We start from the raw sequence: 26,952 nt of genomic DNA on the forward strand, positions 1-26,952 counted from the left end.
GCGGCCCCGTAGAAGGTCGTTCAGACCCTCCTCACCCCTTCTGCGGCCGCAACACCCCGTCGCTGGTCTTCGGATCCGGCGCCGGCGTCGTCGGCCGCACGGTACCAGTCGAATCCGCATCGCCCGGCCGGACCTTCTCGGGCAGGGTCTCGTGGGTCGGCGGCATGTTGGGGGTCTGCTCGCGGCTGCGCTGCGGCGTATCCGTGACCTGGGCCACGACCGGCGAGGCGGCCAGGACGGCGAGCAGGATGAGGCGGCTGGTGCCCCTGGTCATCGGGCTCTCCTCCAGAAGATGTCATGCAATCTTGGAAGAACAATCGCCCCGCGCCGAATCCGGTTCCCGGCCGGATCAGCGCAAGGCCAGCATCCCGATCACCGCATCGCCGACCATCCGCTTGTGGCGGGCCCGCAAGTCGGGCGCGTCGAGATCGACGGAAAAGATCGCCCCGAAGGTGTGGCGGTTCGAGACCCGGAAGAAGCAGAGCGCGCTGATCATCAGGTGGACGTCGAGGGGATCGACGTCGGCGCGAAAAAGGCCGTCGGCCTGCCCGCGGGCGATGATGTCGGTGATGCTCTGGATCACCCCGAGATTGAGCCCGCGGATCGTCTCCGACCCCGACAGGTGCTCGGCCCGGTGGATGTTCTCGATCGCCACGAGGCGGATGAAGTCCGGATGGGCGTCGTCGTACTCGAAGGTGAACTCGACGAGCCGGCGGATCGCCTCGGTGGGGCCTAGATTGCCGAGGTCGAGATCGGCCTCGACCTGGCGGATGTCGGCGTAGGCCTTCTCCAGCACCGCGAGGTACAGGCCCTCCTTGCCGCCGAAATAGTAGTAGATCATCCGCTTCGAGGTGCGGGTGCGCTCCGCGATGGCGTCGACCCGCGCGCCGCTGAGCCCGAAGGCGGCGAATTCCTCGGTCGCCACCGCCAGGATGTCGGCCTTGGTCCGCTCGGGATCCTTGGTGCGGGAGGGGCGGGGCGTGACGGCGTCCATGATCTAACAACTGGGGGCGGCAGGATGAGCTTGTCCTATCATCCCGGCCGCCCCGGCGCATCGGCTCAGGCGAGGTCGTCGCCGAGTACCTCGCGGGCCCAGCGGAAGGCGCCGTTCGCCGCCGGCACCCCGGCATAGATCGCGGTCTGGATCAGCAGCGCCTGCAGCTCGGGGATGGTGACGCCGTTGCGCAGGGCCGGGCGGACGTGGAGCTTGAACTCCTCCTCGCGGCCGAGCGCCACCATCATGGCGAGCGTCACGAAGGAGCGGGTCTTCCAGGGGATGCGCGGGTCGCCCCACACCTCGCCCCAGGCGGTGCGGGTGATGAAGTCCTGCCACGGCCCGGCGAAGCCGCCCGCCGCGGCGAGCGAGCGCTCGACATGGGCGTCGCCGAGCACGCTCTTGCGGTTGGTCAGCCCCGTCTCGAACGCCACCGCACCGGTCGCGGTGTCGGGCGCCTCGCGATGCCGGTCGAGGAAGGCGAGGAGATGGGCGGCGGTGGCCGCCGGCTGCTCGACGGAGAGGAGGTGGGCGGCGTTCGGCAGCACCACCAGCTCGGCGTGGCGGATGCCGTCGCAGATCTCCTGCGCCATGGCCGGCGGCGTCGCCGGATCGTCGCGCCCGGCGATGACCAGGGTCGGCGAGGTGATGCGGTTCAGCACCGGGCGCAGGTCCATGCGGCCGATGGCGTTGCAGCAGACCGCGTAGCCGGCCGCATCGGTGCCGGTGAATTGCCCGCGCACCGGCGCCACCGCGTCGGGGCTGGAGGCGGGGAAGTCGGGCGTGAACCAGCGGGTCATCGTCGCCTCGACGATCGCCGCCGTGCCCTTCGCCCGCACCAGCTCGGCGCGCTCGTTCCACGACGCCTCGCTCGGCATGAAGGCGGCGGTCGCCATCAGGGTCAGGCTGATGACCCGGTCGGGATGGCGGCTCGCCGCCGCCTGGCCGGTCATGCCGCCGAGCGACAGCCCGACCACGTGGGCGCGGGGAATCTCAAGGGCATCAAGCAGGCCGATCAGGTCCTCGGCCAGGTCCTCGACCTCGATGCGCGTGTCGCGGACCTGCGAGGCGCCGTGGCCGCGGGTGTCGTAGCGCAGCACCCGGTAGCGGCCGCGCAAGTGCGGCACCAGCGGATCCCACATCGCCAGGGAGGTGCCGAGGGAGTTGGAAAACACCACCACCGGCGCGCCGCTCGGGCCGGAGAGCTCGTAGTTCAGAAGGGTACCGTTGGCCTCGATCTGGGGCATGGGAACCTCGGGTTCACGCGGAATGCAGGAAGGCGGCGAGGCGCGAGACCTCCGCCAGCGCCCGGTCGGCGGTGCGGGCCCCCGCGCGGATGGCGGGGGTCAGATCGAAGGCGGCATCGAGATCGGCGCCGGCCGCCTCGGGTCGGGCGCGCAGCACCTCCCGGAGCGAGCCCTTGCCGTCGCGGACCGCGCCGGCGGCTTCCTCGACCAGGGCGTGGGCGGCCTTCGCGCCGATCACCGGGCCCAGCCGGCTCGCGGCGGCATCGGCGAAGAGGAGCCCTTGCGTCAGGTCGAGGTTGCGCTGCATCCGAACCGGGTCGGGCACCAGCCCCTGCGCGAGGCCGCGCGCCTCGCGCAAAGCGCCGGAGGCGAGGCCGAACAGGGTCGGCAGGGCGTGCCACTCGGCGTGCCAGGCGCCGGCCGGGCGCTCGTGGGCCGCCGCCATCCCGTCGAGGAGAGTCAGGCTCGTGCCCTTGGCGGCGCCGAAGGCCGAAAGAATCACCGTCGAGGAGACGGGGTTGCGCTTGTGCGGCATCGCCGAGGAGCCGCCGCGGCCCGGCACGTAGGGCTCGGCCACCTCACCGACCTCGGTGGTGGCGAGATGGGCCACGTCGGTGGCGAACTTCGCGAGCGCCCCCATCAGCAGGGCGAGCCACGCGCCGGTCTCGGCGATGCGGGCGCGCCGCGTGTGCCAGGGCGCGAGGTCCGGATGCAGGCCGAGCGCGGCGGCGAATCCGTCGCCGACCGCCTCCGCCGTCTCGCCGAGGCCGGCGAGCGTGCCGACGGGACCGCCGAGGGAGGCGGTGAGCACCCGGTCGCGCAGGGCCGGCAGGAGGGCGGCCACCTCGGCGATGCCGAGCGCCCAGATCGCCGCCTTGAAGCCGAAGGTGACGGGGGCGGCGTGCTGGCCGTAGGTGCGGCCGACGCAGGGAGTCTCGCGGTGGTGGCGGGCGAGGCCGGAGAGCCCGTCGAGGATCGCCTTCAGGTCGGCGGCGACGAGGTCGAGGGCGTCGCGGACCTGAAGCACCAGGGCGGTGTCGGCGATGTCCTGGGTGGTGGTCGCCTTGTGGAAGGCGGGTTCCAGCTCAGGGGGGAGCGCGCCCTGCACCGCCTTGACGAACGGGATGACCGGCACGCCCGACACGGCGGTGCGCCGGCCGAGTGCCGCCGGATCGAGCGCGGTCGAACTGACCGCTTCGATGGCGGGGGCGAGGGTGGCCGGCACCAGGCCGGCCTCCGCTTGCGCCCGGGCGAGGGCCGCCTCGGCCCGCAGCATCGCCGCCACCCGGGCCTCGTCGGCGAAGACGGCGCGCATCGCGTCCGTGGCGAAGAGGGGCCCGAGCAGGGCGGAGTCGAGGGCCGAGAGCGTCATCGGATCACGCCACGGGCTTGAGATGGAGGAGGGCGCGCGCCTCCGCCGGCGTCGCGACCTTGCGGTTGTGGCGGGTCACCATCTCGGCGGCCAGCGAGACCAGTTCGGCGTTGCTCGCCGCCAGGCGGTCCTTGGTCACCCGGACGTTGTCCTCGAGGCCGGTGCGGACCGCGTCGGCCCCGCGGGCGAGCGCCCAGCCCATCACGCGGGCCTGCTCGCGGCCGATGCCGGCGGCGGTCCAGGTCGCGCCCGGGATCACCCGGCGGGTCTCGGCGAGCAGGATGTCGAGCAGGTGCTCGTCGGCCGGCATCGCGTTCTTCACGCCCATCACGAACTGGACGTGCGGATGGGCATCCATCAGCCCCTCCTCGATCAGCCGCTTGGCGCCGTGGATGTGGGAGAGGTCGAAGATCTCGATCTCGGGCCGGATGCCGTGCTCGCGCATCAAGCCGGCGAGGTTGTCCACGAGCGTCGCGTGGTTCTCGTAGACGATGGTGGGGAAGTTGACCGAGCCGGTCGAGAGCGAGGCCATGTCGGGCTTATGGACCAGCGAGAGCCCGCGGGCGCTCGGGTCGCGGCCGCGGCCGCCGGTCGAGAACTGCACGATCATGCCGGGGCAGTGCTTGCGCACGCCCTCCTGCACGGCGGCGAATTTCTCGGGATCGGAGGAGGGCGACTCGTCGTCGTTGCGGACGTGGATGTGGACGAGGGTGGCGCCGGCCTCGAAGGCCTGGTGCGTGGACTCGATCTGCTCGGCGACGGTCGTGGGCACCGCCGGGTTGTCCTTCTTGCGCGGCACCGAGCCGGTGATCGCGACGGCGATGACGACGGGGTTCATGGGGGGCTCCTTGTTGTTGCTGTCGTGAGGGAGTGTCGATTTGATCGATGCTGATGCCGAGGAAAACGCGGGATCCCCTCTCCAGGCGATGCCGGGCTTGCCAGAGATCCTTGCCCGGTATCGCTGCAAGGTGTGGGAGAGGGGTCGGGGCGATCGAAGATCGCGCAGGGTGGCTCGGTTTCAAAAGAATCCGCCGAGCGTCGAGCCGGGCAGCTCAACGGTCCAGGATTCTTGCGGAAACCGAGCCACCCTCACCCCCAACCCCTCTCCCACACGGGAGAGGGGAGACGCGCTCCACCTTCATTCGGATGGATTGAGCGGAAATCGTGTAAGATAAAAAACTAGACGTCGAAGAAGACGGTCTCGTTCGGCCCCTGGAGGTAGATGTCGAAGACGTAGACCGCCTTGCCGTCCCGCTCCTCGCGCCTCGCCAAGAGGCTGTCGCGCAGGGGACCGCGTTCGACGAGGTTCAGCACCGGATCGTTGGCATTCGCCTCGGCCTCGTCGGCGAAGTAGAGCCGGGTCTGGAGGCCGATATTGATGCCGCGGGCGGCGATCCAGAGGTTGATGTGCGGGGCCATCGGGCGATGGCCCTTACGACCGTCGACCGGGCCGGGCTTGACCGTCTCGAAGAACCACACGCCCGTGTCGAAGTCCGAGCCGGTACGGCCCCAGCCCCGGAAGCTCTCGTCGAGGGGCTTGCCCTCCTGGCGGTCGGCCGGGTGGTTGTAGCGGCCCGCAGAATTGGCCTGCCAGATCTCGATGAAGGCGTCGCGCACCAGCGAGCCCGCGCCGTCGAAGACCCGGCCCTCGATGCGGATGCGCTCGCCCCGGGTACTCGGGCCGGCGAGCACGTTGGAGAAGTTGGTCTCGAAGATGTCGAAGCCGGCCTGGTGCGGGATCAGCCCGATATGGACGTAGGGGCCCGCGGTCTGGGACGGCGTTTCCTGGAGGCGGACGGGAAGCGGCTGGACCATCGTCAGTTCCCCTGGAGCTTGTTCTCGAACAACGTCTGCTGGCGGCCGCGCAGCACGATGTCGAACTTGTAGGCGAGCATGTCGAGGGGCACCGCGGCGCCGAGATCGAGGGGGGCGATCAACCGCTCGGCCGCTGAGCGGTCCGGGATGCCGAGCACCATCGGGTCGCGCCAGATCAGCGGGTCGCCCTCGAAATACATCTGGGTGATCAGGCGCTGGGCGAAGCCGGTGCCGAACACCGAGAAGTGGATGTGGGCCGGGCGCCAGGAATTGAGGTTGTTGCGCCAGGGATAGGGCCCGGGCTTGATCGTGCGGAAGTAGTAGAAGCCGTTCTCGTCGGTGATCGTCCGGCCGCAGCCGCCGAAATTCGGGTCGATCGGCGCGAGGTAGCGGTCGTTGCGGTGGCGGTAGCGCCCGCCCGCATTGGCCTGCCAGAACTCGACCAGGGTGTGCGGGATGCCCCGGCCGTTCTCGTCGCGGACATGGCCGTGGATGAAGATCCGCTCGCCGATCGGCTCGCCCTCGCGGGCGTAGTTGAGGATCAGGTCGTTATCGAGCGGGCCGAGCTCGGAATGGCCGAAGGCCGGGCCGGTCACCTCCGACAGGGAGGATTGCAGCGACAGCATCGCCCGACGCGGCGAGCGCAGCACGCTGGTCTTGTAGTCCGGCGTGAAGGCCGGCGGATGGATCGAGCGGTCCCTCTGCAGGAACTCGCTGTCGGCGTGGGTCATCGTTTCCTCCTGTGCGCTCCTTGGCGGAGGCGGGTCGTGCGAGGGGTGATCCTCGGTCGGGTCTTGATGGCCCGGTCGTTCGACGCGCCCGCGGGATCTACCACCGTCGCCGGGCACGGGCCATTTCAGGGTGTCATCCGGACGTGACCTTGGTCCGGCCGCCGAGCGCCCCGAGATACTCGGAGAAGGCGCCGACCGACGACAGGTCGGCGGCGGCGGCCAGCAGGTCCGGCGCGATGGCGTCGCGCTGCGCCTCCCCGAGGCGCAGGCTCGGGCCGGCGACGCTCAGGTTGCCGATCGCCCGGCCGGTCTGCGGATGGACGATGTTGGCCGCCATCGCGGCGGCGCCCGGCGTGTTGGTGTCCTGCACCCAGGCGTAGCCGCGGGCGCGGGCCTCGTTCACCAGCGCCATCAGGGCGGCGACCGTGCGCGGCGCGTTGGGGCCGCATTCCTCGGGCGTGCCGAGGCCCTGGCGCATCACGAGGCTCAAAGCCTCCTCATCGGTGAGGCTCGCCAACCACGCGATGCCGGTCGAGGAGGTCGAGAGCCGCGCCTCGGTGCCCATGTCGCCGTCGTAGCGCAGGCCCGTGCGCGCACCCTGCGCCTTCGCCACCCAGACGAGGCGCGGGTAATCGACCACCGCGAGACGCGCGAGTTCCCCGCTGACATCCGCCAGCCGGTTGAGCACCGATTGCGCCACGTCCACCACGCCGGTGCGCGAGAGATGCTTGAGGCCGAGCGTCGCGAATTTCGTGGTGAGGAGATAGCGGCCGGTCTCGCCGTCCTGCACGACGTAAGAATGCTCGGCGAGCTCGGCCAGAAGCCGGTGCGCGCCGCTCTTCGGGATATCCAGCGTCTCGGCGATGGTCTGGAGCGGCAGCCCGCGCGGATGGTTCGCGAGGAGTTCCACCAGGTCCAGGGCGCGCCGCAGCAGGGAGCCGGCCATCTGTCGTGCTCGAGTCTCGCGTTCTCAAATCTGGAACGCGGTTCTGGATTTGAACGGAGTTCCGGTCTAAGTCAAGACTTGATGACGCGAGGGGGGAGGCGGGGCATGCGCGGCAGCGGAGGCCTGCGGGAGGCGGGCCAGCGGGAGACCCTGACCGGCATCGCCCTGATGGTGAGCGCGGTGGCGGGCTTCGCCTCCATCGACGCTTCGGCGAAGTTCCTGAGCGGGACGATGAGCCCGATGCTGATCGTCGCCGTGCGCTACCTCGTCAGCTTCGTGATCGTGGCGGGTTTCCTCGCCGCGCGGCGCGACATCGTCGGGCTGATGCGGACGCGAAAGCCCGGGCTCCAGGTCTTGCGCTCGCTGTGCCTGGTGACGGCGACGATGTGCTCGTTCGTGGCTTTGCGCTACCTGCCGTTGGCGCAGGTGACCTCGATCACCTTCGCCTCGCCCCTGGTGGTGGCGCTGATCGCCGGGCCGCTCCTCGGCGAGCGGGTCGGCTGGCGGCGGACGATCGCGGTGCTGGTCGGCTTCTCGGGCGTGCTGGTGGTGAGCCGCCCGGGCGTGTCGGGGATGCACCCGGCGGCGTTGCTCGCGGTGGTGACCGCCCTCGTCAACGGGGTCTACATCGTGGTGACGCGGATGCTCGCCGCCCACGATCCGCCCGAGACCACGATGTTCTACACCGGCCTCGTCGGCTCGGTGCTGACGGCGCCGTTCCTGCCCTTCCTGTGGGAGACGCCGGCCGAGCCCTCGACCTGGCTCGGCATCCTGTCGGTCGGCTTCTTCGGGGCGCTCGGGCACTGGCTCCTGATCCTGGCGCATCGCCGGGCGCCCGCCTCGACGCTGGCGCCCTTCGCCTATGCCCATCTGCTCTGGGCAGTGCTCCTCGGCTTCCTGATCTTCGGCCACCTGCCGGACCACTGGACGGTGATCGGCGGCGCCGTGGTGGCGGCCTCGGGGCTGTACCTGCTCTATCACGAGCGCCCGCGGGTCACGCCGCCGGGGGAGGAGGGGGCGGTGTGACGCCGCCCGCGGCATGGGGCTGTCCAGGGATAAGAACGAGCGCTGGTTTCCCTCTCCCCGCGGGCGGGGAGAGGGCCGAGCCGCCGTCCAGGCGGCTCGGCAAGCCCGAAGGGCGAGGGTGAGGGGGTGTTTCCAGAAGAGTCTCACGCGTCGAGGCCCCTCACCCTCGGCTGCGCCTCGCTGCGTTCCCTGAACGGGAACACAGCCCTCTCCCCGCCCGCGGGGAGAGGAGAAGCCCGCGCTACATCCTTTCTCCGGCCAGTCTCACGCCCGCCGCGCCAACCCCAAAAACTCCTCCACCTCCGCCTCCGTCGTCGAGAAGGCGGTGATCAGGCGGATCATCCGCTCGCCCTCACGCACCGTCTCGCCCGCCGGCAGGCTGCGGCTCGTCCAGTCGTAATAGACCGCCCCGCCCCGGCGCAGGGCCGCGTCGAGCCCGGCCGGCAGGATCGGGAAGAGCTCGTTGCCCCGGACCGGCCAGGCCAGGCGCACCCCCGGAACGTCACTCAGGCCCGCGGCGAGCCGCGCCGCCATCCGGTTGGCGTGGGCGGCGTTCGCGAGCCAGTGGTCGCCGTCGAGATAGGCGTCGAGCTGGGCGGCGAGGAACCGGCCCTTCGACAAGATGTGGCCGGCGCGCTTGCGGCGGAACTCCAGCGTCTCGGCGAGGTCGGGGCGGAAGACCAGGATCGCCTCGGCGGCGAGCGCGCCGTTCTTGCTCGCCCCGAAGGACAGGACGTCGATGCCGGCGCGCCACGTCATCTCGGCGGGCGAGCAGCCGAGAGCCTGAAGGGCGTTGGCGAAGCGCGCCCCGTCCATGTGGACGGTGAGCCCGTGGTCATGGGCGATGCGGGCGAGGGCCGAGATCTCCTCGACCGTGTAGACCTGACCGCTCTCGGTGAGCTGCGACAGGGTCAGCGCCCGGGGCGGCATCTGCTTCACGTGCCGGGTCAGGCCGGAGAGAAAATGGCCGAGGGTCTCGGCCGCGATCTTGCCGCCGGCTCCGGGCAGGCCGTGCAGCTTGGCGCCGTGGGTGTAGAATTCCGGCGCGCCGCACTCGTCCTCCATCACGTGCGCCTCCTCGTGGCACACGCACAGGCCGAAGGGCGGCACCATCACGGAGAGCGCCAGCGCGTTCGCCGCGGTGCCGGTGGCGACCGGGAAGACCGCGAGGTCGGCATGGTCGAACAGAGTGCGGAAGCGTGGGGTGAGCCCGAGCGTCAGCGGGTCGGCGCCGTAGGCCGGCATCGCCCCGCCATTGTGGCGCACGATCGCCTCCAGGATCGGAGCGCTCGCCCCCACCACGTTGTCGCTCGCGAAATTCATGCGTGACCAAGCCCCTGCCATCGTCCTTCCGAGCATCATGACGGGTGGGACCGGCCGGAGCGAGGCGCGCCGGATCATGCCTCGCATGTCTTGCCTCGCATGTGCCGCCGGTCGTCTCCCGCGGGGGAAAGATGCGCGCTCCCTGCCGGATTCGGTGTTTCGTTGCGGGTGTGGCGCGCGAAACGCAAGAAAAGCACAAGCCTGGACGGAATGGCCTCTTGCTGGAGCGGTTGAAATCTGGCAGGTTCCGCGAGTTAGGACAGTACCGCTGTCCCATTTTCCCGGTCGGGCCCCGCGCCCCCGGGTCGCAAGGGCGCTGGCTTGTGGCTTGCACGATAGCCAAACGAGATACCAAACGCGCCGCCATTCGGGCGGTGCGGGCGCACGCGGGCTGACCACCAGCCTGCCGGGCGCTCGCGAGGTGCGGGCGCTCCCTTCGCGAGACGCGACCGACCCTCCCGCGGACTGAACAACACAGGCGGCGGCCGTGCCCTCGGCCCGCCCGCCCGCGGCGCCCCTGCGGCTGTCCGCACTACTTCGCCCGCTCGATGATGCGGGTATACCTGCCCGGAGCGGCGGGCCTGCCTCTGCGGCAGGCATGCCCGCCCCTGCGGCAGGCAATCCTGACCGGCGGTGCGCGGAGGAGCGCACCGGCCACCATCGACAGAAACCCGCGCGCTCGCCCGCGCGCCCTTAAGACCGGACCTTGGGAGACCAGACCATGAGCGGCACGGACCAGTCCCAGCACCCCACCCGCGGGCAGGCGGTCCCCGCCCTCGTCGTGCGCGATCCGGCCCTGCCGGCGCGCCAGGGCCTCTACAACCCGGGCAACGAGAAGGATGCCTGCGGCGTCGGCTTCATCGCCGACATGCACAATCGCCAGAGCCACGCCATCGTCCAGCAGGGCCTGCAGATCCTGGAGAACCTCGACCATCGCGGTGCCGTCGGCGCCGACCCGAAGATGGGCGACGGCTGCGGCATCCTGGTGCAGGTCCCGCACGGCTTTTTCGCGGCGGAGGCCGAGCGCCTCGGCATCAAGCTGCCGGAGGCCGGCCATTACGGCGTCGGCCAGCTCTACATGCCGCGGGACGAGGAAGGCTTCAAGACCGTCGAGGCGATCGTCGAGAAGGCGATCGCCGACGAGGGGCTGGCCCTGCTCGGCTGGCGCGACGTGCCGGTCGATCCGAGCGACCTCGGCGAGAGCGTGAAGGCGAGCGAGCCGCGCCACCGCCAGGTGTTCATCGGCCGCCCGGCCTCCAGCGCCGACCAGGACGCCTTCGAGCGCCGGCTGTTCCTCGTCCGCAAGGTGATCTCGAACGCCGTCTACACCCTCAAGGACGAGCGGCTGAAGGAGTTCTACCCGGTCTCGCTGTCCTCGCGCACCATCGTCTACAAGGGCATGGTGCTGGTGAACCAGCTCGGCCACTACTACCTCGACCTGAAGGACGAGCGCTTCGTCTCGGCCCTGGCGCTCGTGCACCAGCGCTTCGCCACCAACACCTTCCCGACCTGGCGCCTGTCGCACCCCTACCGGATGGTGGCCCATAACGGCGAGATCAACACGCTGCGCGGCAACGTGAACTGGATGGCGGCGCGCCAGGCCAGCGTCGATTCGGAGCTGTTCGGCAACGACATCTCGAAGCTCTGGCCGATCTCCTACGAGGGCCAGTCCGACACCGCCTGCTTCGACAACGCGCTCGAATTCCTCGTGCAGGGCGGCTACCCGCTCGCCCACGCGATGATGATGCTCGTGCCCGAGGCCTGGGCCGGCAACCCGCTGATGAGCGAGGAGCAGCGCGCCTTCTACGAGTACCACGCCGCCCTGATGGAGCCGTGGGACGGCCCGGCCGCGCTCTGCTTCACCGACGGACGCCAGATCGGCGCCACCCTCGACCGCAACGGCCTGCGCCCCGCCCGTTACCTCGTCACCGACGACGGCCTCGTCGTGCTCGCGTCCGAGATGGGCGTGCTGCCGATCCCGGACGAGAAGATCGTCTCGTCCTGGCGCCTCCAGCCGGGCCGGATGCTCTTGATCGACCTGGAGAAGGGCCGCATCGTCTCGAACGAGGAGATCAAGAGCGAGCTCGCCGCCGCCCATCCCTACAAGGAGTGGCTGAAGCGCACCCAGATCGTGCTCGAGGACCTGCGCCCGGTGCAGCCGCGCGAGTCGCGCACCGACGTGTCGCTGCTCGATCGCCAGCAGGCCTTCGGCTACACCCAGGAAGACCTGAAGCTCCTGATGCAGCCGATGGCCGTGACCGGCCAGGAGGCGGTCGGCTCGATGGGCACGGACACGCCGCTCTCGGCGCTCTCCGACAAGCCGAAGCTCCTCTACACCTACTTCAAGCAGAACTTCGCGCAGGTGACGAACCCGCCGATCGACCCGATCCGCGAGGAGGCCGTGATGAGCCTCGTCTCGTTCATCGGGCCGCGGCCGAACATCCTCGACCTCGAGGGCACCTCGCGCAAGAAGCGTCTCGAGGTGCGCCAGCCGATCCTGACCAACGCGGACCTGGAGAAGATCCGCTGCATCGGCCATTTCGAGGACCGCTTCGACACCAAGACCCTCGACATCACCTATCCGGCCGAGACCGGCGCGCAGGCGATGGACGGGGCGCTCGACCGCCTCTGCGACCGCGCTGAAGCCGCGGTGCGCGGCGGCTACAACATCATCGTGCTCTCCGACCGCGCCGTCGGCCCGGACCGGATCCCGATCCCGGCGTTGCTCGCCACCGCGTCGGTGCACAACTACCTGATCCGCAAGGGGCTTCGCACCTCGGTCGGGCTCGTGCTCGAATCGGGTGAGCCGCGCGAGGTGCACCACTTCGCGTGCCTGGCCGGCTACGGCGCCGAGGCGATCAACCCGTACCTCGCCTTCGAGACGCTCATCGCGATGAAGGACGAGCTGCCGCCCGAACTCACCGACGACGAGATCGTCTATCGCTACATCAAGTCGATCGACAAGGGCCTGCTCAAGGTGATGTCCAAGATGGGCATCTCGACCTACCAGTCCTATTGCGGCGCGCAGATCTTCGACGCGATCGGCCTCAACTCGACCTTCGTCGAGCGCGACTTCTTCGGCACGGCCACCACCATCGAAGGCATCGGCATGGCCGAGATCGCCGAGGAGACGGTGCGCCGCCACCGCGACGCCTTCGGCGACGCGCCGGTCTACCGCACCGCCCTCGACGTCGGCGGCGAGTACGCCTACCGCCTGCGCGGCGAGGCCCATACCTGGACGCCCGACACCGTCGCGACGCTCCAGCACGCCGTGCGGCTCAACCTGCCCGACCGCTACCGGGCCTTCGCCAAGATGGTGAACGAGCAGGAGAACCACCTCAAGACGATCCGCGGCCTGTTCCGGATCAAGAGCGCGGCGGAGATCGGCCGGGCCCCGGTCGAGATCGACGCGGTCGAGCCGGCGGTCGAGATCGTCAAGCGCTTCGCCACCGGCGCGATGTCCTACGGCTCGATCTCGAAGGAGGCGCACGAGACGCTGGCGATCGCCGTCAACTCCTTCGGCGGTCGCTCGAACTCGGGCGAGGGCGGCGAGGAGCGCGAGCGCTACCGGCCGCTGCCGGACGGCCGCTCGCGCCGCTCGGCGATCAAGCAGGTGGCGTCGGGCCGCTTCGGCGTCACGGCGGAGTACCTCGTCAACGCCGACATGATGCAGATCAAGGTGGCGCAGGGCGCGAAGCCCGGCGAGGGCGGCCAGCTGCCCGGCCACAAGGTCGACGCCAAGATCGCCAAGGTCCGCCACTCGACCCCGGGTGTCGGCCTGATCTCGCCGCCGCCGCACCACGACATCTACTCGATCGAGGACCTGGCCCAGCTGATCTTCGACCTCAAGAACGTCAACCCGGCGGCCGAGGTCTCGGTCAAGCTGGTGGCGGAGGTCGGCGTCGGCACGGTGGCGGCCGGCGTCGCCAAGGCGCGCGCCGACCACATCACCATCTCGGGGTTCGACGGCGGCACGGGCGCGGCGCCGCTCACCTCGATCAAGCACGCGGGTGGCCCCTGGGAGATCGGCCTCGCCGAGACCCAGCAGACCCTGGTGCTCAACCACCTGCGCGGCCGGGTGGCGCTCCAGGCCGATGGCGGCATCCGCACCGGCCGGGACGTGCTGATCGCGGCTTTGCTCGGCGCCGACCAGTTCGGCTTCTCGACCGCGCCCTTGATCGCGGCCGGCTGCATCATGATGCGCAAGTGCCACCTGAACACCTGCCCGGTCGGCGTCGCGACGCAGGATCCGGTGCTGCGCAAGCGCTTCAAGGGCACCCCTGAGCACGTCATCAACTACTTCTTCTTCGTCGCCGAAGAGGTGCGCGAGCTGATGGCGTCCCTGGGCGTCACGAAGCTCGACGACCTGATCGGGCGCTCGGAATACCTCGACAAGCTCGCGGCGATCTCGCACTGGAAGGCCAAGGGCCTCGACTTCACCCGGCTGTTCCACAAGCCTGACGTGCCGGAGACGGTCGCGCTCCGCCACGTCGAGACCCAGAAGCACCCGATCGACCAAGTCCTCGACCGGCGGCTGCTGGCCGCCATCGGCGACGCGATCGAGACCGGCGTCGCGACGACCGTCGAGGACGTGATCCGCAACTCCGACCGGGCGGCGGGCGCGATGCTGTCGGGCGCGGTCGCCAAGGCGCACGGCCACGAGGGTCTGCCCGACGACACCCTGACGGTGAAGCTCACCGGCACCGCCGGCCAGAGCTTCGGCGCCTGGCTCGCCGCCGGCGTGACGCTCAGCCTGACCGGCCACGCCAACGACTACGTCGGCAAGGGCCTGTCGGGCGGCAAGCTGATCATCCGGCCCTCGGATGCCCTCGGCTCGCCGTCGGACCGCACCATCATGGTCGGCAACACGGTGCTCTACGGCGCCATCGCGGGGGAGGCCTACATCCGGGGTTCGGCCGGCGAGCGCTTCGCGGTCCGCAACTCGGGCGCCATCGCGGTGGTCGAGGGCATGGGCGACCACGGCTGCGAGTACATGACCGGCGGCGTGGTCGTGTCGATCGGCGAGACCGGGCGCAACTTCGCGGCCGGCATGTCGGGCGGCATCGCCTACGTGCTGGACGAGGACGGGTCCTTCGCCAAGCGCTGCAACCTGTCGATGGTCGATCTCGAGCCGGTCGAGGAGGAGGACGAGTTCATGCGCCGCTTCCACCAGGACGGCGACCTCGAGACCAAGGGGCGCATCGACATCCTGGCCGACATGTCCGGCCACGACGAGGAGCGCCTGGTCGGCCTCATCAACAACCACCTGAAGTATACCGGCTCGGTGCGCGCCAAGGCGATCATCGACAACTGGGACACCTACCGCACCAAGTTCGTGAAGGTGATGCCGGTCGAGTACCGGCGGGCGCTTCGCGAGATGGAGCGGGCCCGGATGCCGGTGGCGGCGGAGTAGCGGCGCATCTGTGAGGCCGGGCCGTGGCACTCGTCTACGACCCGGCCAAGCGGGAGCGAACCCTGCACGAGCGGGGGCTGGACTTCGCGCGTTGCGAGGAGGTGTTCGCCGGCCGCACGTTGAACATCGTGGACCGGAGGGCCGATTATGGGGAGGTACGCACGCAGACCTATGGCCGTCTCGACGGCCGGATGGTCGTCGTCGTGTGGACCGACCGCGGGGACGACCGCCGGATCATCAGCATGAGGAAGGCCAATGACCGCGAGCAAGCCCGATACGCTCACCTCCTCCGATGAGGTTTGGCACGATCCCGACGACGCACCGGAGCTGACCGACGAGTTCCTTGAGCGCGCCTTCCACTACGACGGCGGCAAGCTGATCCGCCGTGGCCGCGAGCCCGGCGAGAGCGGCCGGCTCGAATCGGTCGAGCTTCCGGTCGAATTGCTCGACCGCTTCCGCGCGTTCGGGAGCAGTTGGGAGATGGTTCTGGACACGGCGCTGCGGCAATGGCTGCAGAAGCACGACAGTCTGCGCGACGCCGAGTAAGGGGAGCTTTCAGAGGTGAAGATCTACGGCGACACGATGTCGGGCAACTGCCTGAAGGTGCGGTACGTCGCCGATCACCTCGGGCTTCCCTATACGTGGATTCCGGTCGACATCATGCGGGGTGAGAGCCGCACCCCCGAGTACCTCGCCCGATTCCCCATGGGCCAGGTGCCGGGCGTCGAGTTCCCGGACGGCCGGACGCTCGCCCAGTCGAACGCGATCATCCGATACCTCGCCCGTGGCAGCGCGTTGCTGCCCGACGATCCCTGGACCCAGGCCAAGATCGACGAGTGGCTGTTCTGGGAGCAGTACAGCCACGAGCCGACCATCGCGGTCTGCCGGTTCCACATGCGCTACCGCGGCGAACCGGCCGCGACCCGCGACCCGAGAAGGGTGGACGGCGGCGAGGCCGCCCTCGACCTGATGGAGCGACACTTGACCGCCGCCGCGTGGTTCGTCGGCGACGCCGTCAGCATCGCGGACGTCGCACTCTTCGCCTATACGCAATTCGCCGACGAGGGCGGATTCGATCTCTCGGCCCGGCCCGCCATCCGGGCCTGGCTCACCCGTTGCGGGGAGGCGCTCCCCACTTCCGCCACCGTCGCCGGGGTCGTCGAGACCCGCCGCCGGCCCGATCACTTCACGAACTGAGCACTCCACCGATGGGCAAGGTCACAGGCTTCCTCGAATTCGACCGGCAGGAGCAGAAGTATCAGCTCGCGGCCGACCGCGTGCGCCACTTCCTCGAATTCACCCTGCCGCTCGACGAGCACGACCTGAAGAAGCAGGCGGCGCGCTGCATGGATTGCGGCATCCCGTTCTGCCACGGCCCGACCGGCTGCCCGGTCCACAACCAGATCCCGGACTGGAACGACCTCGTCTTCAACGCGGATTGGGAGGAGGCGGCACGCAACCTGCACTCCACCAACAATTTTCCGGAGTTCACCGGCCGCATCTGCCCGGCGCCGTGCGAGGAGGCCTGCACCCTCAACCTCGAGAACCAGCCGGTGGCGATCAAGACCATCGAGCAGGCGATCGCCGACAAGGCCTGGAGCATGGGCTGGGTCGTGCCCGAGCCCGCCGAGGCGAAGACCGGCAAGACGGTGGCGGTGATCGGCTCGGGTCCGGCCGGCCTCGCTGCGGCCCAGCAGCTCGCCCGCGTCGGCCACGACGTCCACGTCTTCGAGCGCGAGCCGAAGGCCGGGGGGCTCCTCCGCTACGGCATCCCCGACTTCAAGATGGAGAAGCGCCACATCGACCGCCGGGTGCGGCAGATGGAGGCTGAGGGCGTGCAGTTCCATTACGGCGTCAATGTCGGCGTCGACCGCTCCTTCGCCAGCCTGCACAACGAGTTCGACGCCGTGCTGTTCGCCGGCGGCGCCGAGGCCCCGCGCGATCCCGGCCTGCCCGGCCAGGAGCTCGAGGGCGTGCATTTCGCCATGCCCTACCTCGTGCAGTCGAACCGCCGCGTCGGCCACGAGCCCGCCACGGCCGAGGAGCCGATCCTGGCCGCCGGCAAGAACGTGGTGGTGATCGGCGGCGGCGACACCGCCTCGGATTGCGTCGGCACCGCCTTCCGCCAGGGCGCTCTCTCGGTCACCCAGCTCGACATCCGCCCGCGCCCGCCGGAGCGCGAGGACAAGCTGACCGTGTGGCCGTACTGGGCGACCAAGATGCGCACCTCGTCGAGCCAGGCGGAGGGCGCCGAGCGCGAGTTCCAGGCCGCGACCCTGCGCATCGAGGGCAAGAAGGGCAAGGTGAAGGGCGTGGTCTGCGCCCGGGTCGACGAGTCCCGCAAGCCGATCGCCGGCTCCGAGTTCCTGCTGCCGGCCGACCTCGTCTTCATGGCGATCGGCTTCGCCGGCCCGGTGGCCAAGGGCCTGCTCGAGGAGTCCGGCGTCGCCCGCGACAAGCGCGGCAACGTGCTCGCCGACGACAGCCAGTACCGCACCTCGACCGACAAGGTCTGGGTGGCGGGCGACATGCGCCGCGGCCAATCCCTGGTGGTCTGGGCGATCCGCGAGGGCCGGCAGGCGGCCCGCTCCATCGACGAGGCGCTGATGGGCGCGACGACCCTGCCGCTCTGAGGCGGCGGGATCCCGAGATCCTCCTGATCGATCGACGGGACTCGCTCCGGACCGGAGCGGGTCCCGTTCGCGTTCGGAGGATGTCGAGCACTCCGCTGCCGCGCCAGAACGTCATCCCGGGGCGAGCCTCGGCGAGAACCTGGGATCCCTGACCGCTGACGGTGCAGGCTTCAGCCGAATGCCCTCCGCCCTGTCCTCAAGCGTCAGCGGTTAGGGATCCCGGGTTCCACTTCGCGGCCCCGGGATGACGAGGAGGGTGGTAGACCTCCAGGGTAGGCTGTCCACGTGGCGGGGAGGTGGATTAGATCTATTCCAGTTTGCAGAATGCAGACCGAGTTATCCACCGGCCTGACGCAGCTTCCATCCCCATGATTGATGCGCTGACGCAACACCAGGACCGATAGCGACCGGGCCTGGAATGGTTCAAATGCTTGCGCGGACGAAGCGATTGATTGCCGGGGCTCACGCGATTACCCGCGGGTGAGACGCTTCTTCCGCCCGAGGTTCCCGTGCGCTCTCCCCATCGCCCCGCGAAACGGCGCCGCTCGCCGCTGCTCCTCGCGCTGCTCGCGGGCGCGGCGCCGGGCCTCGCGGCGGGCGGGGCATGGGCCCAGGAGTCCGGCGAGATCGCCCTCGACACCATCACGGTCGCCGGCCCGTCGCAGGCTGCGGGGATCCCGGTCTCCACCGAGACCGCTTACGGCCCGGTCCAGGGCTACCGCGCGACCCGCAGCGCCACCGCGACCAAGACCGACACGCCGCTGCGCGACATTCCTCAGACCGTCAACGTCGTGCCGCGCGAGGTCCTGGTCGACCGCGCGGAGACGCGGCTCACCGACGCCCTGTTCAACGTCAGCAACGTGCAGCCGGGCGGCACCATCCAGGGCCGCAGCGACACCTTCATCATCCGCGGTTTCCGGACCCAGACCTACGCCATCGACGGCGTGTTCATGAACCAGGCCAGCAACTTCTATCCCGTCCAGCGCGACCTCGCCGATGTCGAGCGGATCGAGGTGCTCAAGGGGCCGGCCTCGGTGCTCTACGGACGGGGCGATCCCGGCGGCGTCATCAACATCGTCACGCGCCAGCCGAGCCTGGTGCCCACCGCCGATGCCAGCATCCAGGGCGGCAGCTTCGGTTTCCGGCGCGTCCAGGGTTCGGCCTCAGGCCCGGTGCCCGGTGCCGACGGGGTGGCGGCCCGCCTGAGCTTCGGAACGCAGGTCGACCCGACCTTCCGCGACCTCGCCGGTCGCGACAATTCCCGCTTCTTCATCGCCCCGTCGCTGACCTGGAACCCGAGTCCGGACACACGGGTCTCGTTCATCGGCGAGTTCACCCGCCAGGACACGGTCTACGACGAGGGCTTGATCGCCCGGAACGGCCGTGTGCCGCTCGACAACATCTCGCGCTACTACGGCGAGCCGTTCTCGCGCTACAATGCCAATGCGAATTTCGGTACGCTAAAAGTCGAGCATGACTTCAACGAGCACCTGATGCTGCGCCAGGTGCTCAACGCCCAGAGCGGCAGCTTCGACGCCATCGCCTCCCGTGCCACCGGCGTCTCGGCCAACGGGCTGACTGTCCAGCGCCGCACCACCGCCGCCACCTCGACCTACGCCGCCGTCGACAGCCAGACCGAACTTGTGGCGAAGTTCGACTTCCTCGGCCTGCGCCACACCGCGCTCCTCGGCGTCGAGTATTTCAACGGCTACCGGCGCGCGGTCACCACGCAGGGGGCGCTCGCCTCGGTGAGCTTCCTCAATCCCGTCGCCGGCCTCGCGCTGCCGGGTGCGCTCTCGCTCCAGAGCGACCTGAAGCAGAAGAACGAGCTGACCGGGCTCTACGCCCAAGACCAGATCGACCTCGGCTATGGCCTGCAGCTCCTGCTCGGCGTGCGCTACGACACCGGCACGCAGTTCTACTTCAGCCGCACGCCGACCTCGCGCACGATCCCGCCGGACCAGGAACTGTCGGGCGTGTCGCCGCGGATCGGCCTGATCTACCGGGTCGCCGAGCCGCTGGCCCTCTACGCGAGCTACACGACCTCGTTCAAGCCGCAGACGGCGAACGTCTTCAACGCCGTCAATCCGGCGCCCGAGACCGGCGAGCAGATCGAGGTCGGCACCCGCTTCGACTTCACGCCCGACCTCAGCCTGACCGCCTCGGTGTTCGACATCACCCGCAACAACGTCGCGGCCAACGATCCGGTCAATACCGGCTTCTCGATCATCACCGGGCAGCAGCGCTCGAAGGGCGTCGAGGCCGACCTCGCCGGCACGATCCTGCCGGGTTGGAAGATCATCGGCGGCGTCGGCTACACCGATGCCCGGGTGACGCGCGACAGCACCATCCCGGTCGGCAACCGGCTGGAGGCGGCGCCTTTGTTCAGCGGCAGCTTCTGGACCACCTATCAGGTCCAGGAGGGCGCCTGGCGCGGTCTCGGGCTCGGCGTCGGGGTGACCTATGTCGGCTCGCGCTTCGGCGACGTCAGCAACACCTACAAGGTCGGCGCCTATACCCGCGTCGACGCGGCCGTGTTCTACGACCTCAACGAGCATGCCCGGTTCTCGCTGAACCTGAAGAACCTGACCGACGCGCGCTACATCGAGCAGCCGTTCAATCAGTTCAACAACCTGCCGGGAGCGCCGTTCTCGGTGCTGGCGACGCTGACGGCCCGGATGTAACCGGAGCGTCCACCGCCCGACCCCTCATGCGCGGGTTCACCCCCGCGGCCAGCGGAAGTCGTCCGCCCGCCCCGGCTGGGGCGGGGGGGCCGCACCGCGGGTCAGGCTGCGCTCCAGGGTGTAGCCGGTGTCGCGGTCGATCCGCGGGCGGCCGGTGACGAGCTGGCCGCCCGGCGCGACCTCGTTGCGGGTCAGCGGCAGGACCGGGCCGGCGGCGGGCTTGACCGGCAGGGCCGGAATGCCCGGCGGTTCGGGCAGGCTCGGCAGCATCGCGGTGATGAGCCGGTCGATCGCCGCGTCGTCGTCGAGCTTCGCTTCACCCGCGGCAGCCGGCGCTGGCACCGGCGCCGGCGCTTCCGGGGCGAGCGGCGAGACGGCGTCGGGGAGGGAGGGCGCGCCGGTCGTCGCCTCGAGGAGCCGCTTGATCTCGACATCGGCGAAGTGGGCCGCCTTGCGGGCGCCGGCCTGGGTGAAGTGCACGCCGTCGGAGGTGCGCAGCTTGGCCTGCTGCCCCTCGAGGTCCGGCCCGGTCGCGGCGTAGCGGTTGTTCTCGTCGACGAAGGCCGGCCAGATGTCGACGTAGACGCCGCCCGTCCGCTGCACCCGATCGCGAAAGATCTCGTTGAGCGAGGTGATGTCGGCCGAGAGGGTCTCGCTCTTCATCGGCGGCTCGCCGACCCAGACCACCGGCACCTTGCGGTCGGTGAAGACCTTCAGGAGCGCGTCGACCCGGTCGCGGTAGAGCGCGCGCCAGCGCTCGCTCAGGGGCTCGATCGTCTGGTCGCCGTCGCGCAGGGGCTGACGGTCGTTGGCGCCGACCATCACCACCGCGTAGGACACCTTCGGGTTGGACTTGAGGTAATCCTCCGCCGCCTTCGGCCAGTCGACCACGTCCTTGCGCACGAGGCCGCTGTCGCCCTTGGCGCGGCGGATCACCACCACGTCCGGATTCGCCTCGTAGACGGTGTCGAGGCCCTGACCCAGGAGCTCGGCGAGGGAATCGCCGAACACCGCGATCTGGGTACGCGGATCGGTTTTGGGCTTCGGCGCGGCGGGCCGCGCCACGACGGGTGCCGGGCGGGGCTTGGGCCGCTGCACCGAGCGGCCCTCGCGGCTGTGCATCACCTCGCGCTCGCGCTCCCGTTCGCGCTCACGCCGCGGGCGGGGAGTGCGGTAGGCGCCGCGATAGGCCGGTCGGCCGGGATCCGGCTGCGCCTGGGGCTGCGCCGTGGGGCGATCCTCCCAGGGCCAGAAGAATTGCCGCTGCGGCTCGGGCGCGGGGGCTGGCCGGTAGGCGGGCGCGCGGCGATAGCCGTAGCCGTCGTCGGAGTATTGCGCCCGGGCCGCGTCCGGCGCGCTCAGGCCCGCGAGCAGGCTGCAGAGAACGAGGCGCGACAGTTCCCGTCCAGTCGGCCACCTCATCCGGGCCACCCCATCCGCATCGTTCCCGGCTCCGCCCGCTTCGTCATGACGACGAGTATAGCGCGGCAACCGGCTCCGGCCCACCCACGCCGCCGCGCCGCCGCGTTCGCGGCCTGTCAAGGTTAGGGGATGATGAAGGGCAGTGTAAAACCTCCGTTCAGCATCCCGGAAGCCGGAAGAACCGGCCATGCCCGATGAAGACCGGCCGTTAAGCGACGCGGGCCGAGGGTGTGTCCCGGGCGAGCGACGGACGACAACACGTCGCCGCACGACAGGCGGGTGTTCTCACATGTTTCGGACTGTACGGCGGTTGGGTCTCCAGGCCGCGCTCATCCTGGCGATCGGGTCCGGTGTGCTGTTGAGCCGGGGCGGACGGGAGGCCGTCGCCCTGACCTTGCGCCCGGCGCTCGACCCGGCGCCGATCACCGTGCCGATGGCGCGGCCGCACGCCCCGGCCCCGGCGCCCGGCGTGCGGGTGGTGCTGGCCCTGCCCTGGACCAACGGCAGCGCCGAACTCGCCAGCGAGGTTCTGGCCGCCCGGTACGGGACCGGCCTCAGCGATTCGCGGTAACAACCGGCGACACCGCCCGGCCGAGGGAGACCCACCGGGTGTTCTCGTCGCCCTCGCGCTTGATGAAGGTGTATCCGGTCTTGTGCCAGGGCAGCACGGCGCTGGTCTTGTTGTCGAGGACCAGATCGCCGCGGTCGGTGCGCAGCATCAGCACGGCGTGGCCCTCGCCCTTCTCGTCGATCACCACCGTCATCCGCATCGCGCGGCGCGGCAGCCCGGCCTGGGCGAGCAGCTTGCGCTTGAGGAGCTGGAAGTCCTCGCAATCGCCCGAGCCGTCCTCGGCGAGGTCCCAGCGGTCCGGCACGCCCCAATGCTCCTGGTCGGTGACGGCGCGAAGCGACGTGTTGACCTGGCGGTTGATGCCGGTGACCGTCTGCCACAGCCGCGGGGTCAGGGTCACCTGCGCCGGCTCGCTCGCATCCACCGCGCATTCCGACGCGTAGCGGGCGCAGAACTCGACCCAGGCCGGAACCGGCCGGGCCTCGCCCACGGTGGCGGCCGGGATGGTGACCGCCGGGAGCGCCGCCAGGGTCTGGCTGCCCGCTCCGCTCGCCGAGGCCATGAGCCCGGCGGCCACGGCCAGGACCTGCGCGATTCCGATTCCGCCCGTGCGACCCGCGATACGCATCTGGTACTCGCAACCGTTAAGCTCTCGTTAACGAGTTGGTCGCACGGCGGGTCCGCGAGGGCAATTGCCGAGTTAAGAAAAGGTTAACGCGTGTTCACAGGCCGGCGTCACGCCCGCCGCAGCGAGAGGGCGGCGATCACCGAGGCCCCGAGCAGGGTCGCCGCCACCGGGGTCGCCGAGCCGTCGTGCCAGGTGGCGACCACGAGGGTGAACAGGGCGCCGAGCGCCATCTGCATGAAGCCGTAGAGGCTCGAGGCCGAGCCGGCGGCGTGGGGATCGACGTTCATCAGCCCCGCCACCGCGTTCGGCCCGAGGAGCCCGATGCCGACCGCGTAGAGCACCAGCGGCGCCAGGAGCGTCGCCACCGTGAGATGCCCGCTGCGGTCGACCGCCAACAGCGCCAGGGCGGCGAGAAGGCAGATGCCGTTGCCGATCCGGGCGGCGCGCTGGATCGGCATCCGGCCGGCGAGGCGCCCGGCGACCGCCGATCCGACCACCATGCCGGCCGTCACGATCAGGCAATCGAGCCCCACCTCCTGCGACGAGCGCCCGAGCCGGTCGACGAGGAGGAACGGCGCCACCGCCAGGAAGGCGTAGAGGCTGGTGCCGGCGCAGGCCCCGGCGAGCAGGTAGGCCCGGTAGGCGGGGTTGCGCAGCAGGCGCAGATAGGCGCCCGCCACCGCGCCGATCCCCGGCAGCGCGACCGGCCGCCGGTTCGTCTCCGGCAGGGTCAGCACCACCAGCGCGCCGAGGAGCGCCACCACCGCGGCCAGCACCACGAACACCGCCCGCCAGCCGAAGGCGCCGGCGACGAGGCCGCCGATCGCGGGCGCCAGGGCCGGCGTCAGCGTCATCGCCATGGTGAGGATCGCGATCTTGCGGGCGGCGTCCGCGGCGGTCGAGACGTCGCGCACCATCGCCCGGCCGAGGACCAGCGAGCCGCAGGCGCCGAGCGATTGCAGCACCCGGGCGACGATCAGGACCTCGATCGAGGGTGCGGGGATCGCGAGCAGCAGCCCGGCGAGATAGAGCGAGAGGCCGGCGATCAGCACCGGGCGGCGGCCGAACCGGTCAGAGAGCGGCCCGTAGACCAATTGCCCGCAGGCGAGGCCGACGAGGTAGAGGGTGATCGTCAGCTGCGCGGCGACCGGCGTCGTGCCGAGATCGGCCGCCGCCGCCGCGAGTGCCGGCACGAAGATGTGCAGGGCCACCGTCCCGGTCATGGTCACGGCGACGAGGAGCGCCAGCGACGCCTGCGCGCGGGGCGAGGCGGCCTCGCCGGTCGAAGAGGTTTCGCCCGACGAAGAGGCTTTGCTCGACGAAGAGGCTTGGTCCTGGTCTCGGCCGGCACGCCTCGGTGACATCTTCATCGTTCGCTCAGCTCATGGTCCTTCGGGGGCTGATCCTCTGTAAGGCGATGCCGGCCGTGCGAGGCATGCCGGTCGGGAATGGCTGGACCCGGCCGGCGGCGCCGGGTGTCGGAGCGATCCCCCTTTGGGGTCAGGTCGTTCATCACATCTCGGTGAACTCAATCGATTTGTTTGTCTGCGAACGATCACGACAATAATCAGACTTTCACGGTGCGGCGGCCGAGGACGCGGCTGCCCGCAGCACGAATCGTGGGTACGACGGCCCATGGAGGGCAGGAGATGCCGATGTCCGATGGGGTGATCGATTCCGGCCGCCGGCCGAGCTTCTCCCGCGACGACGACGCGGTCCGGGCCGGCGGCGTGTCGATCCGGCGCCTGCGCGAGATCGAGTCCCTGCTCGGGGTCTCGATCGACCCGGCCGCCGGCGCCGGGCCGGCTGACGGCGGCGTGACCGACGGCCGCATGACCTTCGAGCGCCAGGCGATCGATCTCCTGCGCGCCTTCAGCCGTATCACCGACCCCGCGACCCGCGGCGAGGTGCTGCGCCTCGTCACCGCCATGGCGCCGCGCGACGGTCGGAACTGACGGCGGAAGCGCCGGAGGGGCGGGGGTCGGACGCCGTGCGACACCGGCGCCGGCCCCGGCCGCACGAACCGGACGTCGGGTCATCCGTTGCCCGGGGCTGCCGCCCCGGAGAGGCGGCCTCAGGCAGGAGGACGCCCCCATGCGCGGGACAATCATCGCCGCATCGATCCTGGTCCCGCTCGGTGCCGCCGCGGCCGCCGCGACGCCCTGCGCGGAGCAGATCGCCACGATCGAGCGCCGTCTCGAGAGCCCCGGCGCCGCGGCGGTGACCGGCGAGACACCGACGACGCAGGGATCGCCCAAGGCGCTCGCGGCCCCGCCGGCGGGACGGCCGAGCGACCCCGCGACCGTGCCGCAGGCCGGCCGCATCGCCGACGCGCGCGGCCTGATCGCCGCGGCGCGGGATCAGGACCGTGCCGGCGACGCACAGGCCTGCAACGACACCATGACCCGCGCCAAGGAGTTGATCGGCGCCCTGCCCTGACGAGGGCTCGGTCCCTGACTCAGATGGTCTCGCGCAGGCGCCGCATCGCCTGCACCCAGTCGCGCGGGCCGAGGCCGGGCGCCGCGCCGGCCGGGTGCAGACCCTCGTGGGCGCGGCGGCGGGCGTCCCGCGGGCTCATCGCGAACCGGCTCCGGAACGAACGGCTGAAATGCGTTTCGCTGGTGAAGCCGCTGCGGAAGGCCACCTGCGCGATGCTGCTGCGCCCGTCATCGGGCCGGCTCAGGGCCATGAACGCCCGGTCGAGCCGGCGCCCGGCGATGTAGGCCATGACGCCGCCCTCGAAGCCGAACAGGCGGTACAGGGTCGCCCGCGAGACCCGGCAGGCCGCCGCGATGCCGGCGGGGCTCAGGCCCGGGTCGTCGAGGTGGCGGTCGATATAGGCGCAGACCCGGTCGTGGACGCTGGCGCCGGCCGCGGCGCGCACGAGCGGATCGGCCTGCTTGAGGTCGCTGCCCGACAGGAGCAGGCACAGCGCGTCGAGGGCGGCACCCGCCTCCCGGGGGGTGAGGGACCCGGCATGCTCGGCCAGGCTGCGCAGGTGGCTCCCGATCACCGCCGCCAGCCCGCTGCCCCGGTCGATCGCTCGCCCGTGCAGGTCGTTCGCGCCGGCGAGCGGCAGGCGGTCCCGCGGCAGGATCAGCGTGAGGTTGGAGAAATCCGTCGCCCGCGTGTGCAGGGTGCGGTTGAGGTCGAGGACGTTGATGTCCCCCGCCACGACCGAGACGGCCCGGTCTCCGCACGACCCCGTGAAGCCGCCGGCGACGTAGTGCTGGATCACGACGTGGTCCCAGCCGGAGCTGCGGACGTCGCCCATGCCGCGCTCGAAGGTCTGCGCCCGCGAGGTGCAGGTCGTCAGCAGGGCGTCGGCCACCGGCATGGCCCGCATCTCGGCCCGGAACGCGGCTCTGGCGTCGTCCTCGATCCCGACCCGGAAAAGAGGTTGCACCAGGTCGTGCCAGAGGGCGAATTGCTGCTCGGCGGCGAGCCGCTCGAGCGTGAAGTCGATCGTCGCCGAGTGGGCCATCGCGTGGCGTTCGCCTGCCTCCCGCCCGAAGGCCGTCCTGTTGACGCTTGGATGCGGGAACGGGAACGCTGCGTCAATCCGCCGACGACGGAGCGGGCGTCGCAGACGGCACTTGTCCCGTGCATTGCCCCGGGATCGCAACTATTGCGCGCAATCGTCCGGAGGCGGCCTCCGTCAGCTCTGCGGAGCGGTGCGGCGGCGGCGGGCGGGAAGCGGCGAGGAGAACGGGACCATCCGGCCGATGACGGGGTTCGGCGTATGGTCCAGGGCGGTGCCGTTATAGACGTCGACGCCGGCGCCGATGACGCCGCCGAGGAGGGCGTTGCCCGCCATGCTGGCGCCGCCCGTCCCGCTCACCGTGGTGGTGACCGGCACCTGCACGTCGGCGTGGCCGGGCAGCGAGAAGGTCGAGACGAATTCCTGCTTGCGCGGCACTTCGAGGGTGCAGGGCGTGACCGGGCAGCCCGGCCCGAACGAGGTGCGCATCGCGGCGCCCGGCGGCTCCGACAGGAAGGTGACGGGTTCGGTCGTGCCGCGGGTCACGGTCCCGCAGGCGGTCAGGGCGAGGAAGCTCAGGCTGGCGGCGATGATGCGCATCACGTCGGGCTCGCGCGGACGGCCGGCCGGCGGCCGCGTCCACTGTCAGGAGGGCGGTTGATGAGG

General features: G+C 70.6%; 24 protein-coding genes. 10 read left to right on the plus strand and 14 right to left on the minus strand.

Features of this window, described 5'->3' with window-relative positions; all coding sequences use genetic code 11:
• Positions 1-31: 31 nt before the first annotated feature.
• The 8 genes from DK412_RS17085 to DK412_RS17120 all read right to left on the minus strand — a co-directional run bounded on the left by DK412_RS17085 (position 32) and on the right by DK412_RS17120 (position 7,105).
• Complete coding sequence (locus tag DK412_RS17085) at positions 32-274, minus strand: hypothetical protein (RefSeq protein WP_109972915.1); 243 nt, start codon at positions 272-274, stop codon at positions 32-34.
• 75 nt (positions 275-349) lie between these two features.
• A complete protein-coding gene (locus DK412_RS17090; protein ID WP_109972916.1) occupies positions 350-994 on the minus strand; it encodes a TetR family transcriptional regulator in 645 nt (214 codons plus the stop codon).
• A 65-nt stretch (positions 995-1,059) separates the two neighbouring features.
• Positions 1,060-2,241: a 3-oxoadipate enol-lactonase gene (pcaD, locus tag DK412_RS17095; RefSeq protein ID WP_109972917.1), complete on the minus strand. Its 1,182-nt coding sequence runs from the start codon at positions 2,239-2,241 to the stop codon at positions 1,060-1,062.
• Between the two features lie 13 nt (positions 2,242-2,254).
• On the minus strand, positions 2,255-3,613 hold the full coding sequence (locus DK412_RS17100) for an adenylosuccinate lyase family protein (protein WP_109972918.1): 1,359 nt from the start codon (positions 3,611-3,613) through the stop codon (positions 2,255-2,257).
• A gap of 4 nt (positions 3,614-3,617) precedes the next feature.
• Complete coding sequence (locus DK412_RS17105) at positions 3,618-4,451, minus strand: 3-keto-5-aminohexanoate cleavage protein (RefSeq protein WP_109972919.1); 834 nt, start codon at positions 4,449-4,451, stop codon at positions 3,618-3,620.
• Between the two features lie 341 nt (positions 4,452-4,792).
• Positions 4,793-5,428 carry a protocatechuate 3,4-dioxygenase subunit alpha gene (gene pcaG, locus DK412_RS17110; RefSeq protein ID WP_109972920.1) on the minus strand — a complete coding sequence of 212 codons (636 nt, stop codon included), beginning with the start codon at positions 5,426-5,428 and terminating at the stop codon, positions 4,793-4,795.
• A gap of 2 nt (positions 5,429-5,430) precedes the next feature.
• On the minus strand, positions 5,431-6,159 hold the full coding sequence (gene pcaH / locus DK412_RS17115; RefSeq protein ID WP_109972921.1) for a protocatechuate 3,4-dioxygenase subunit beta: 729 nt from the start codon (positions 6,157-6,159) through the stop codon (positions 5,431-5,433).
• Between the two features lie 133 nt (positions 6,160-6,292).
• A complete protein-coding gene (locus DK412_RS17120; protein WP_109972922.1) occupies positions 6,293-7,105 on the minus strand; it encodes an IclR family transcriptional regulator in 813 nt (270 codons plus the stop codon).
• A 105-nt stretch (positions 7,106-7,210) separates the two neighbouring features.
• Here DK412_RS17120 and DK412_RS17125 point away from each other — a divergent pair, with 105 nt between their 5' ends.
• Positions 7,211-8,131, plus strand: a complete 921-nt coding sequence (locus DK412_RS17125; protein ID WP_109972923.1) for a DMT family transporter — start codon at positions 7,211-7,213, stop codon at positions 8,129-8,131.
• 264 nt (positions 8,132-8,395) lie between these two features.
• Here the strand turns inward: DK412_RS17125 and DK412_RS17130 are convergent, their stop codons facing one another.
• Positions 8,396-9,454, minus strand: coding sequence for a beta-eliminating lyase-related protein (locus tag DK412_RS17130; RefSeq protein WP_109972924.1), 1,059 nt, complete (start codon positions 9,452-9,454; stop codon positions 8,396-8,398).
• 721 nt (positions 9,455-10,175) lie between these two features.
• On the opposite strand from DK412_RS17130, the gene gltB reads away from it, so the two are divergent.
• The 6 genes from gltB (at position 10,176) to DK412_RS17160 (ending at position 20,184) form a co-directional block, all read left to right on the plus strand.
• A complete protein-coding gene (gene gltB / locus DK412_RS17135) occupies positions 10,176-14,867 on the plus strand; it encodes a glutamate synthase large subunit (protein WP_109972925.1) in 4,692 nt (1,563 codons plus the stop codon).
• A gap of 23 nt (positions 14,868-14,890) precedes the next feature.
• Positions 14,891-15,163 (plus strand): BrnT family toxin, encoded by a 273-nt coding sequence (locus DK412_RS17140; protein WP_109972926.1) that lies wholly within the window; start codon positions 14,891-14,893, stop codon positions 15,161-15,163.
• Positions 15,123-15,413 (plus strand): BrnA antitoxin family protein, encoded by a 291-nt coding sequence (locus DK412_RS17145; protein ID WP_109972927.1) that lies wholly within the window; start codon positions 15,123-15,125, stop codon positions 15,411-15,413. Before DK412_RS17140 ends, DK412_RS17145 begins: the two co-directional genes overlap by 41 nt.
• Positions 15,414-15,428: 15 nt before the next feature.
• Positions 15,429-16,064, plus strand: a complete 636-nt coding sequence (locus DK412_RS17150) for a glutathione S-transferase family protein (protein ID WP_109972928.1) — start codon at positions 15,429-15,431, stop codon at positions 16,062-16,064.
• A gap of 11 nt (positions 16,065-16,075) precedes the next feature.
• The gene (locus tag DK412_RS17155) at positions 16,076-17,500 is read left to right on the plus strand and encodes a glutamate synthase subunit beta (RefSeq protein WP_109972929.1); all 1,425 of its coding nucleotides are present in this window, start codon (positions 16,076-16,078) and stop codon (positions 17,498-17,500) included.
• 509 nt (positions 17,501-18,009) lie between these two features.
• On the plus strand, positions 18,010-20,184 hold the full coding sequence (locus DK412_RS17160; protein ID WP_109972930.1) for a TonB-dependent siderophore receptor: 2,175 nt from the start codon (positions 18,010-18,012) through the stop codon (positions 20,182-20,184).
• A 36-nt stretch (positions 20,185-20,220) separates the two neighbouring features.
• Here DK412_RS17160 and DK412_RS17165 read toward each other — a convergent pair whose 3' ends face one another.
• Entirely contained in the window at positions 20,221-21,606 is a 1,386-nt protein-coding gene (locus tag DK412_RS17165) for an SGNH family hydrolase (RefSeq protein WP_109972931.1), read from the minus strand.
• Between the two features lie 289 nt (positions 21,607-21,895).
• Here DK412_RS17165 and DK412_RS17170 point away from each other — a divergent pair, with 289 nt between their 5' ends.
• Positions 21,896-22,177: a hypothetical protein gene (locus tag DK412_RS17170; protein ID WP_109972932.1), complete on the plus strand. Its 282-nt coding sequence runs from the start codon at positions 21,896-21,898 to the stop codon at positions 22,175-22,177.
• On the opposite strand, the gene DK412_RS17175 is transcribed toward DK412_RS17170, so the two are convergent.
• Positions 22,161-22,805 carry a transglutaminase-like cysteine peptidase gene (locus DK412_RS17175; protein ID WP_109972933.1) on the minus strand — a complete coding sequence of 215 codons (645 nt, stop codon included), beginning with the start codon at positions 22,803-22,805 and terminating at the stop codon, positions 22,161-22,163. The two genes, DK412_RS17170 and DK412_RS17175, sit on opposite strands and share 17 nt — an antisense overlap.
• Before the next feature lie 107 nt (positions 22,806-22,912).
• Complete coding sequence (locus DK412_RS17180; protein ID WP_245447018.1) at positions 22,913-24,175, minus strand: multidrug effflux MFS transporter; 1,263 nt, start codon at positions 24,173-24,175, stop codon at positions 22,913-22,915.
• Between the two features lie 279 nt (positions 24,176-24,454).
• Between DK412_RS17180 and DK412_RS17185 the strand changes: the two genes are divergently transcribed.
• Together DK412_RS17185 and DK412_RS17190 are read left to right on the plus strand one after the other, a co-directional pair.
• Complete coding sequence (locus DK412_RS17185; RefSeq protein WP_162596231.1) at positions 24,455-24,760, plus strand: hypothetical protein; 306 nt, start codon at positions 24,455-24,457, stop codon at positions 24,758-24,760.
• Positions 24,761-24,899: 139 nt separating this feature from the next.
• Positions 24,900-25,244, plus strand: a complete 345-nt coding sequence (locus DK412_RS17190) for a hypothetical protein (RefSeq protein WP_109972935.1) — start codon at positions 24,900-24,902, stop codon at positions 25,242-25,244.
• 19 nt (positions 25,245-25,263) lie between these two features.
• Here the strand turns inward: DK412_RS17190 and DK412_RS17195 are convergent, their stop codons facing one another.
• Both DK412_RS17195 and DK412_RS17200 read right to left on the minus strand, forming a co-directional pair.
• Positions 25,264-26,289 (minus strand): helix-turn-helix domain-containing protein, encoded by a 1,026-nt coding sequence (locus DK412_RS17195; protein ID WP_109972936.1) that lies wholly within the window; start codon positions 26,287-26,289, stop codon positions 25,264-25,266.
• A 174-nt stretch (positions 26,290-26,463) separates the two neighbouring features.
• Positions 26,464-26,886, minus strand: coding sequence for a translation initiation factor 2 (locus DK412_RS17200; protein ID WP_109972937.1), 423 nt, complete (start codon positions 26,884-26,886; stop codon positions 26,464-26,466).
• Positions 26,887-26,952: the final 66 nt, after the last annotated feature.

The sequence above is a fragment of the Methylobacterium sp. 17Sr1-1 genome, from assembly GCF_003173775.1.
Classification (GTDB): Bacteria; Pseudomonadota; Alphaproteobacteria; order Rhizobiales; family Beijerinckiaceae; genus Methylobacterium.

Excerpts from the sequence above, each read along its gene's own strand:
- DK412_RS17130 (WP_109972924.1), bottom strand. The coding sequence starts at position 9,454 with ATGAATTTCGCGAGCGACAACGTGGTGGGGGCGAGCGCTCCGATCCTG.
- DK412_RS17090 (WP_109972916.1), bottom strand. The coding sequence starts at position 994 with ATGGACGCCGTCACGCCCCGCCCCTCCCGCACCAAGGATCCCGAGCGG.
- DK412_RS17185 (WP_162596231.1), top strand. The coding sequence starts at position 24,455 with ATGCCGATGTCCGATGGGGTGATCGATTCCGGCCGCCGGCCGAGCTTC.
- DK412_RS17190 (WP_109972935.1), top strand. The coding sequence starts at position 24,900 with ATGCGCGGGACAATCATCGCCGCATCGATCCTGGTCCCGCTCGGTGCC.
- pcaG (WP_109972920.1), bottom strand. The coding sequence starts at position 5,428 with ATGGTCCAGCCGCTTCCCGTCCGCCTCCAGGAAACGCCGTCCCAGACC.
- DK412_RS17100 (WP_109972918.1), bottom strand. The coding sequence starts at position 3,613 with ATGACGCTCTCGGCCCTCGACTCCGCCCTGCTCGGGCCCCTCTTCGCC.
- DK412_RS17155 (WP_109972929.1), top strand. The coding sequence starts at position 16,076 with ATGGGCAAGGTCACAGGCTTCCTCGAATTCGACCGGCAGGAGCAGAAG.
- DK412_RS17125 (WP_109972923.1), top strand. The coding sequence starts at position 7,211 with ATGCGCGGCAGCGGAGGCCTGCGGGAGGCGGGCCAGCGGGAGACCCTG.
- DK412_RS17105 (WP_109972919.1), bottom strand. The coding sequence starts at position 4,451 with ATGAACCCCGTCGTCATCGCCGTCGCGATCACCGGCTCGGTGCCGCGC.
- DK412_RS17170 (WP_109972932.1), top strand. The coding sequence starts at position 21,896 with ATGTTTCGGACTGTACGGCGGTTGGGTCTCCAGGCCGCGCTCATCCTG.
- gltB (WP_109972925.1), top strand. The coding sequence starts at position 10,176 with ATGAGCGGCACGGACCAGTCCCAGCACCCCACCCGCGGGCAGGCGGTC.
- pcaD (WP_109972917.1), bottom strand. The coding sequence starts at position 2,241 with ATGCCCCAGATCGAGGCCAACGGTACCCTTCTGAACTACGAGCTCTCC.
- DK412_RS17165 (WP_109972931.1), bottom strand. The coding sequence starts at position 21,606 with ATGAGGTGGCCGACTGGACGGGAACTGTCGCGCCTCGTTCTCTGCAGC.
- DK412_RS17200 (WP_109972937.1), bottom strand. The coding sequence starts at position 26,886 with ATGCGCATCATCGCCGCCAGCCTGAGCTTCCTCGCCCTGACCGCCTGC.
- DK412_RS17085 (WP_109972915.1), bottom strand. The coding sequence starts at position 274 with ATGACCAGGGGCACCAGCCGCCTCATCCTGCTCGCCGTCCTGGCCGCC.
- DK412_RS17175 (WP_109972933.1), bottom strand. The coding sequence starts at position 22,805 with ATGCGTATCGCGGGTCGCACGGGCGGAATCGGAATCGCGCAGGTCCTG.
- DK412_RS17145 (WP_109972927.1), top strand. The coding sequence starts at position 15,123 with ATGACCGCGAGCAAGCCCGATACGCTCACCTCCTCCGATGAGGTTTGG.
- DK412_RS17120 (WP_109972922.1), bottom strand. The coding sequence starts at position 7,105 with ATGGCCGGCTCCCTGCTGCGGCGCGCCCTGGACCTGGTGGAACTCCTC.
- pcaH (WP_109972921.1), bottom strand. The coding sequence starts at position 6,159 with ATGACCCACGCCGACAGCGAGTTCCTGCAGAGGGACCGCTCGATCCAT.
- DK412_RS17180 (WP_245447018.1), bottom strand. The coding sequence starts at position 24,175 with ATGAAGATGTCACCGAGGCGTGCCGGCCGAGACCAGGACCAAGCCTCT.
- DK412_RS17195 (WP_109972936.1), bottom strand. The coding sequence starts at position 26,289 with ATGGCCCACTCGGCGACGATCGACTTCACGCTCGAGCGGCTCGCCGCC.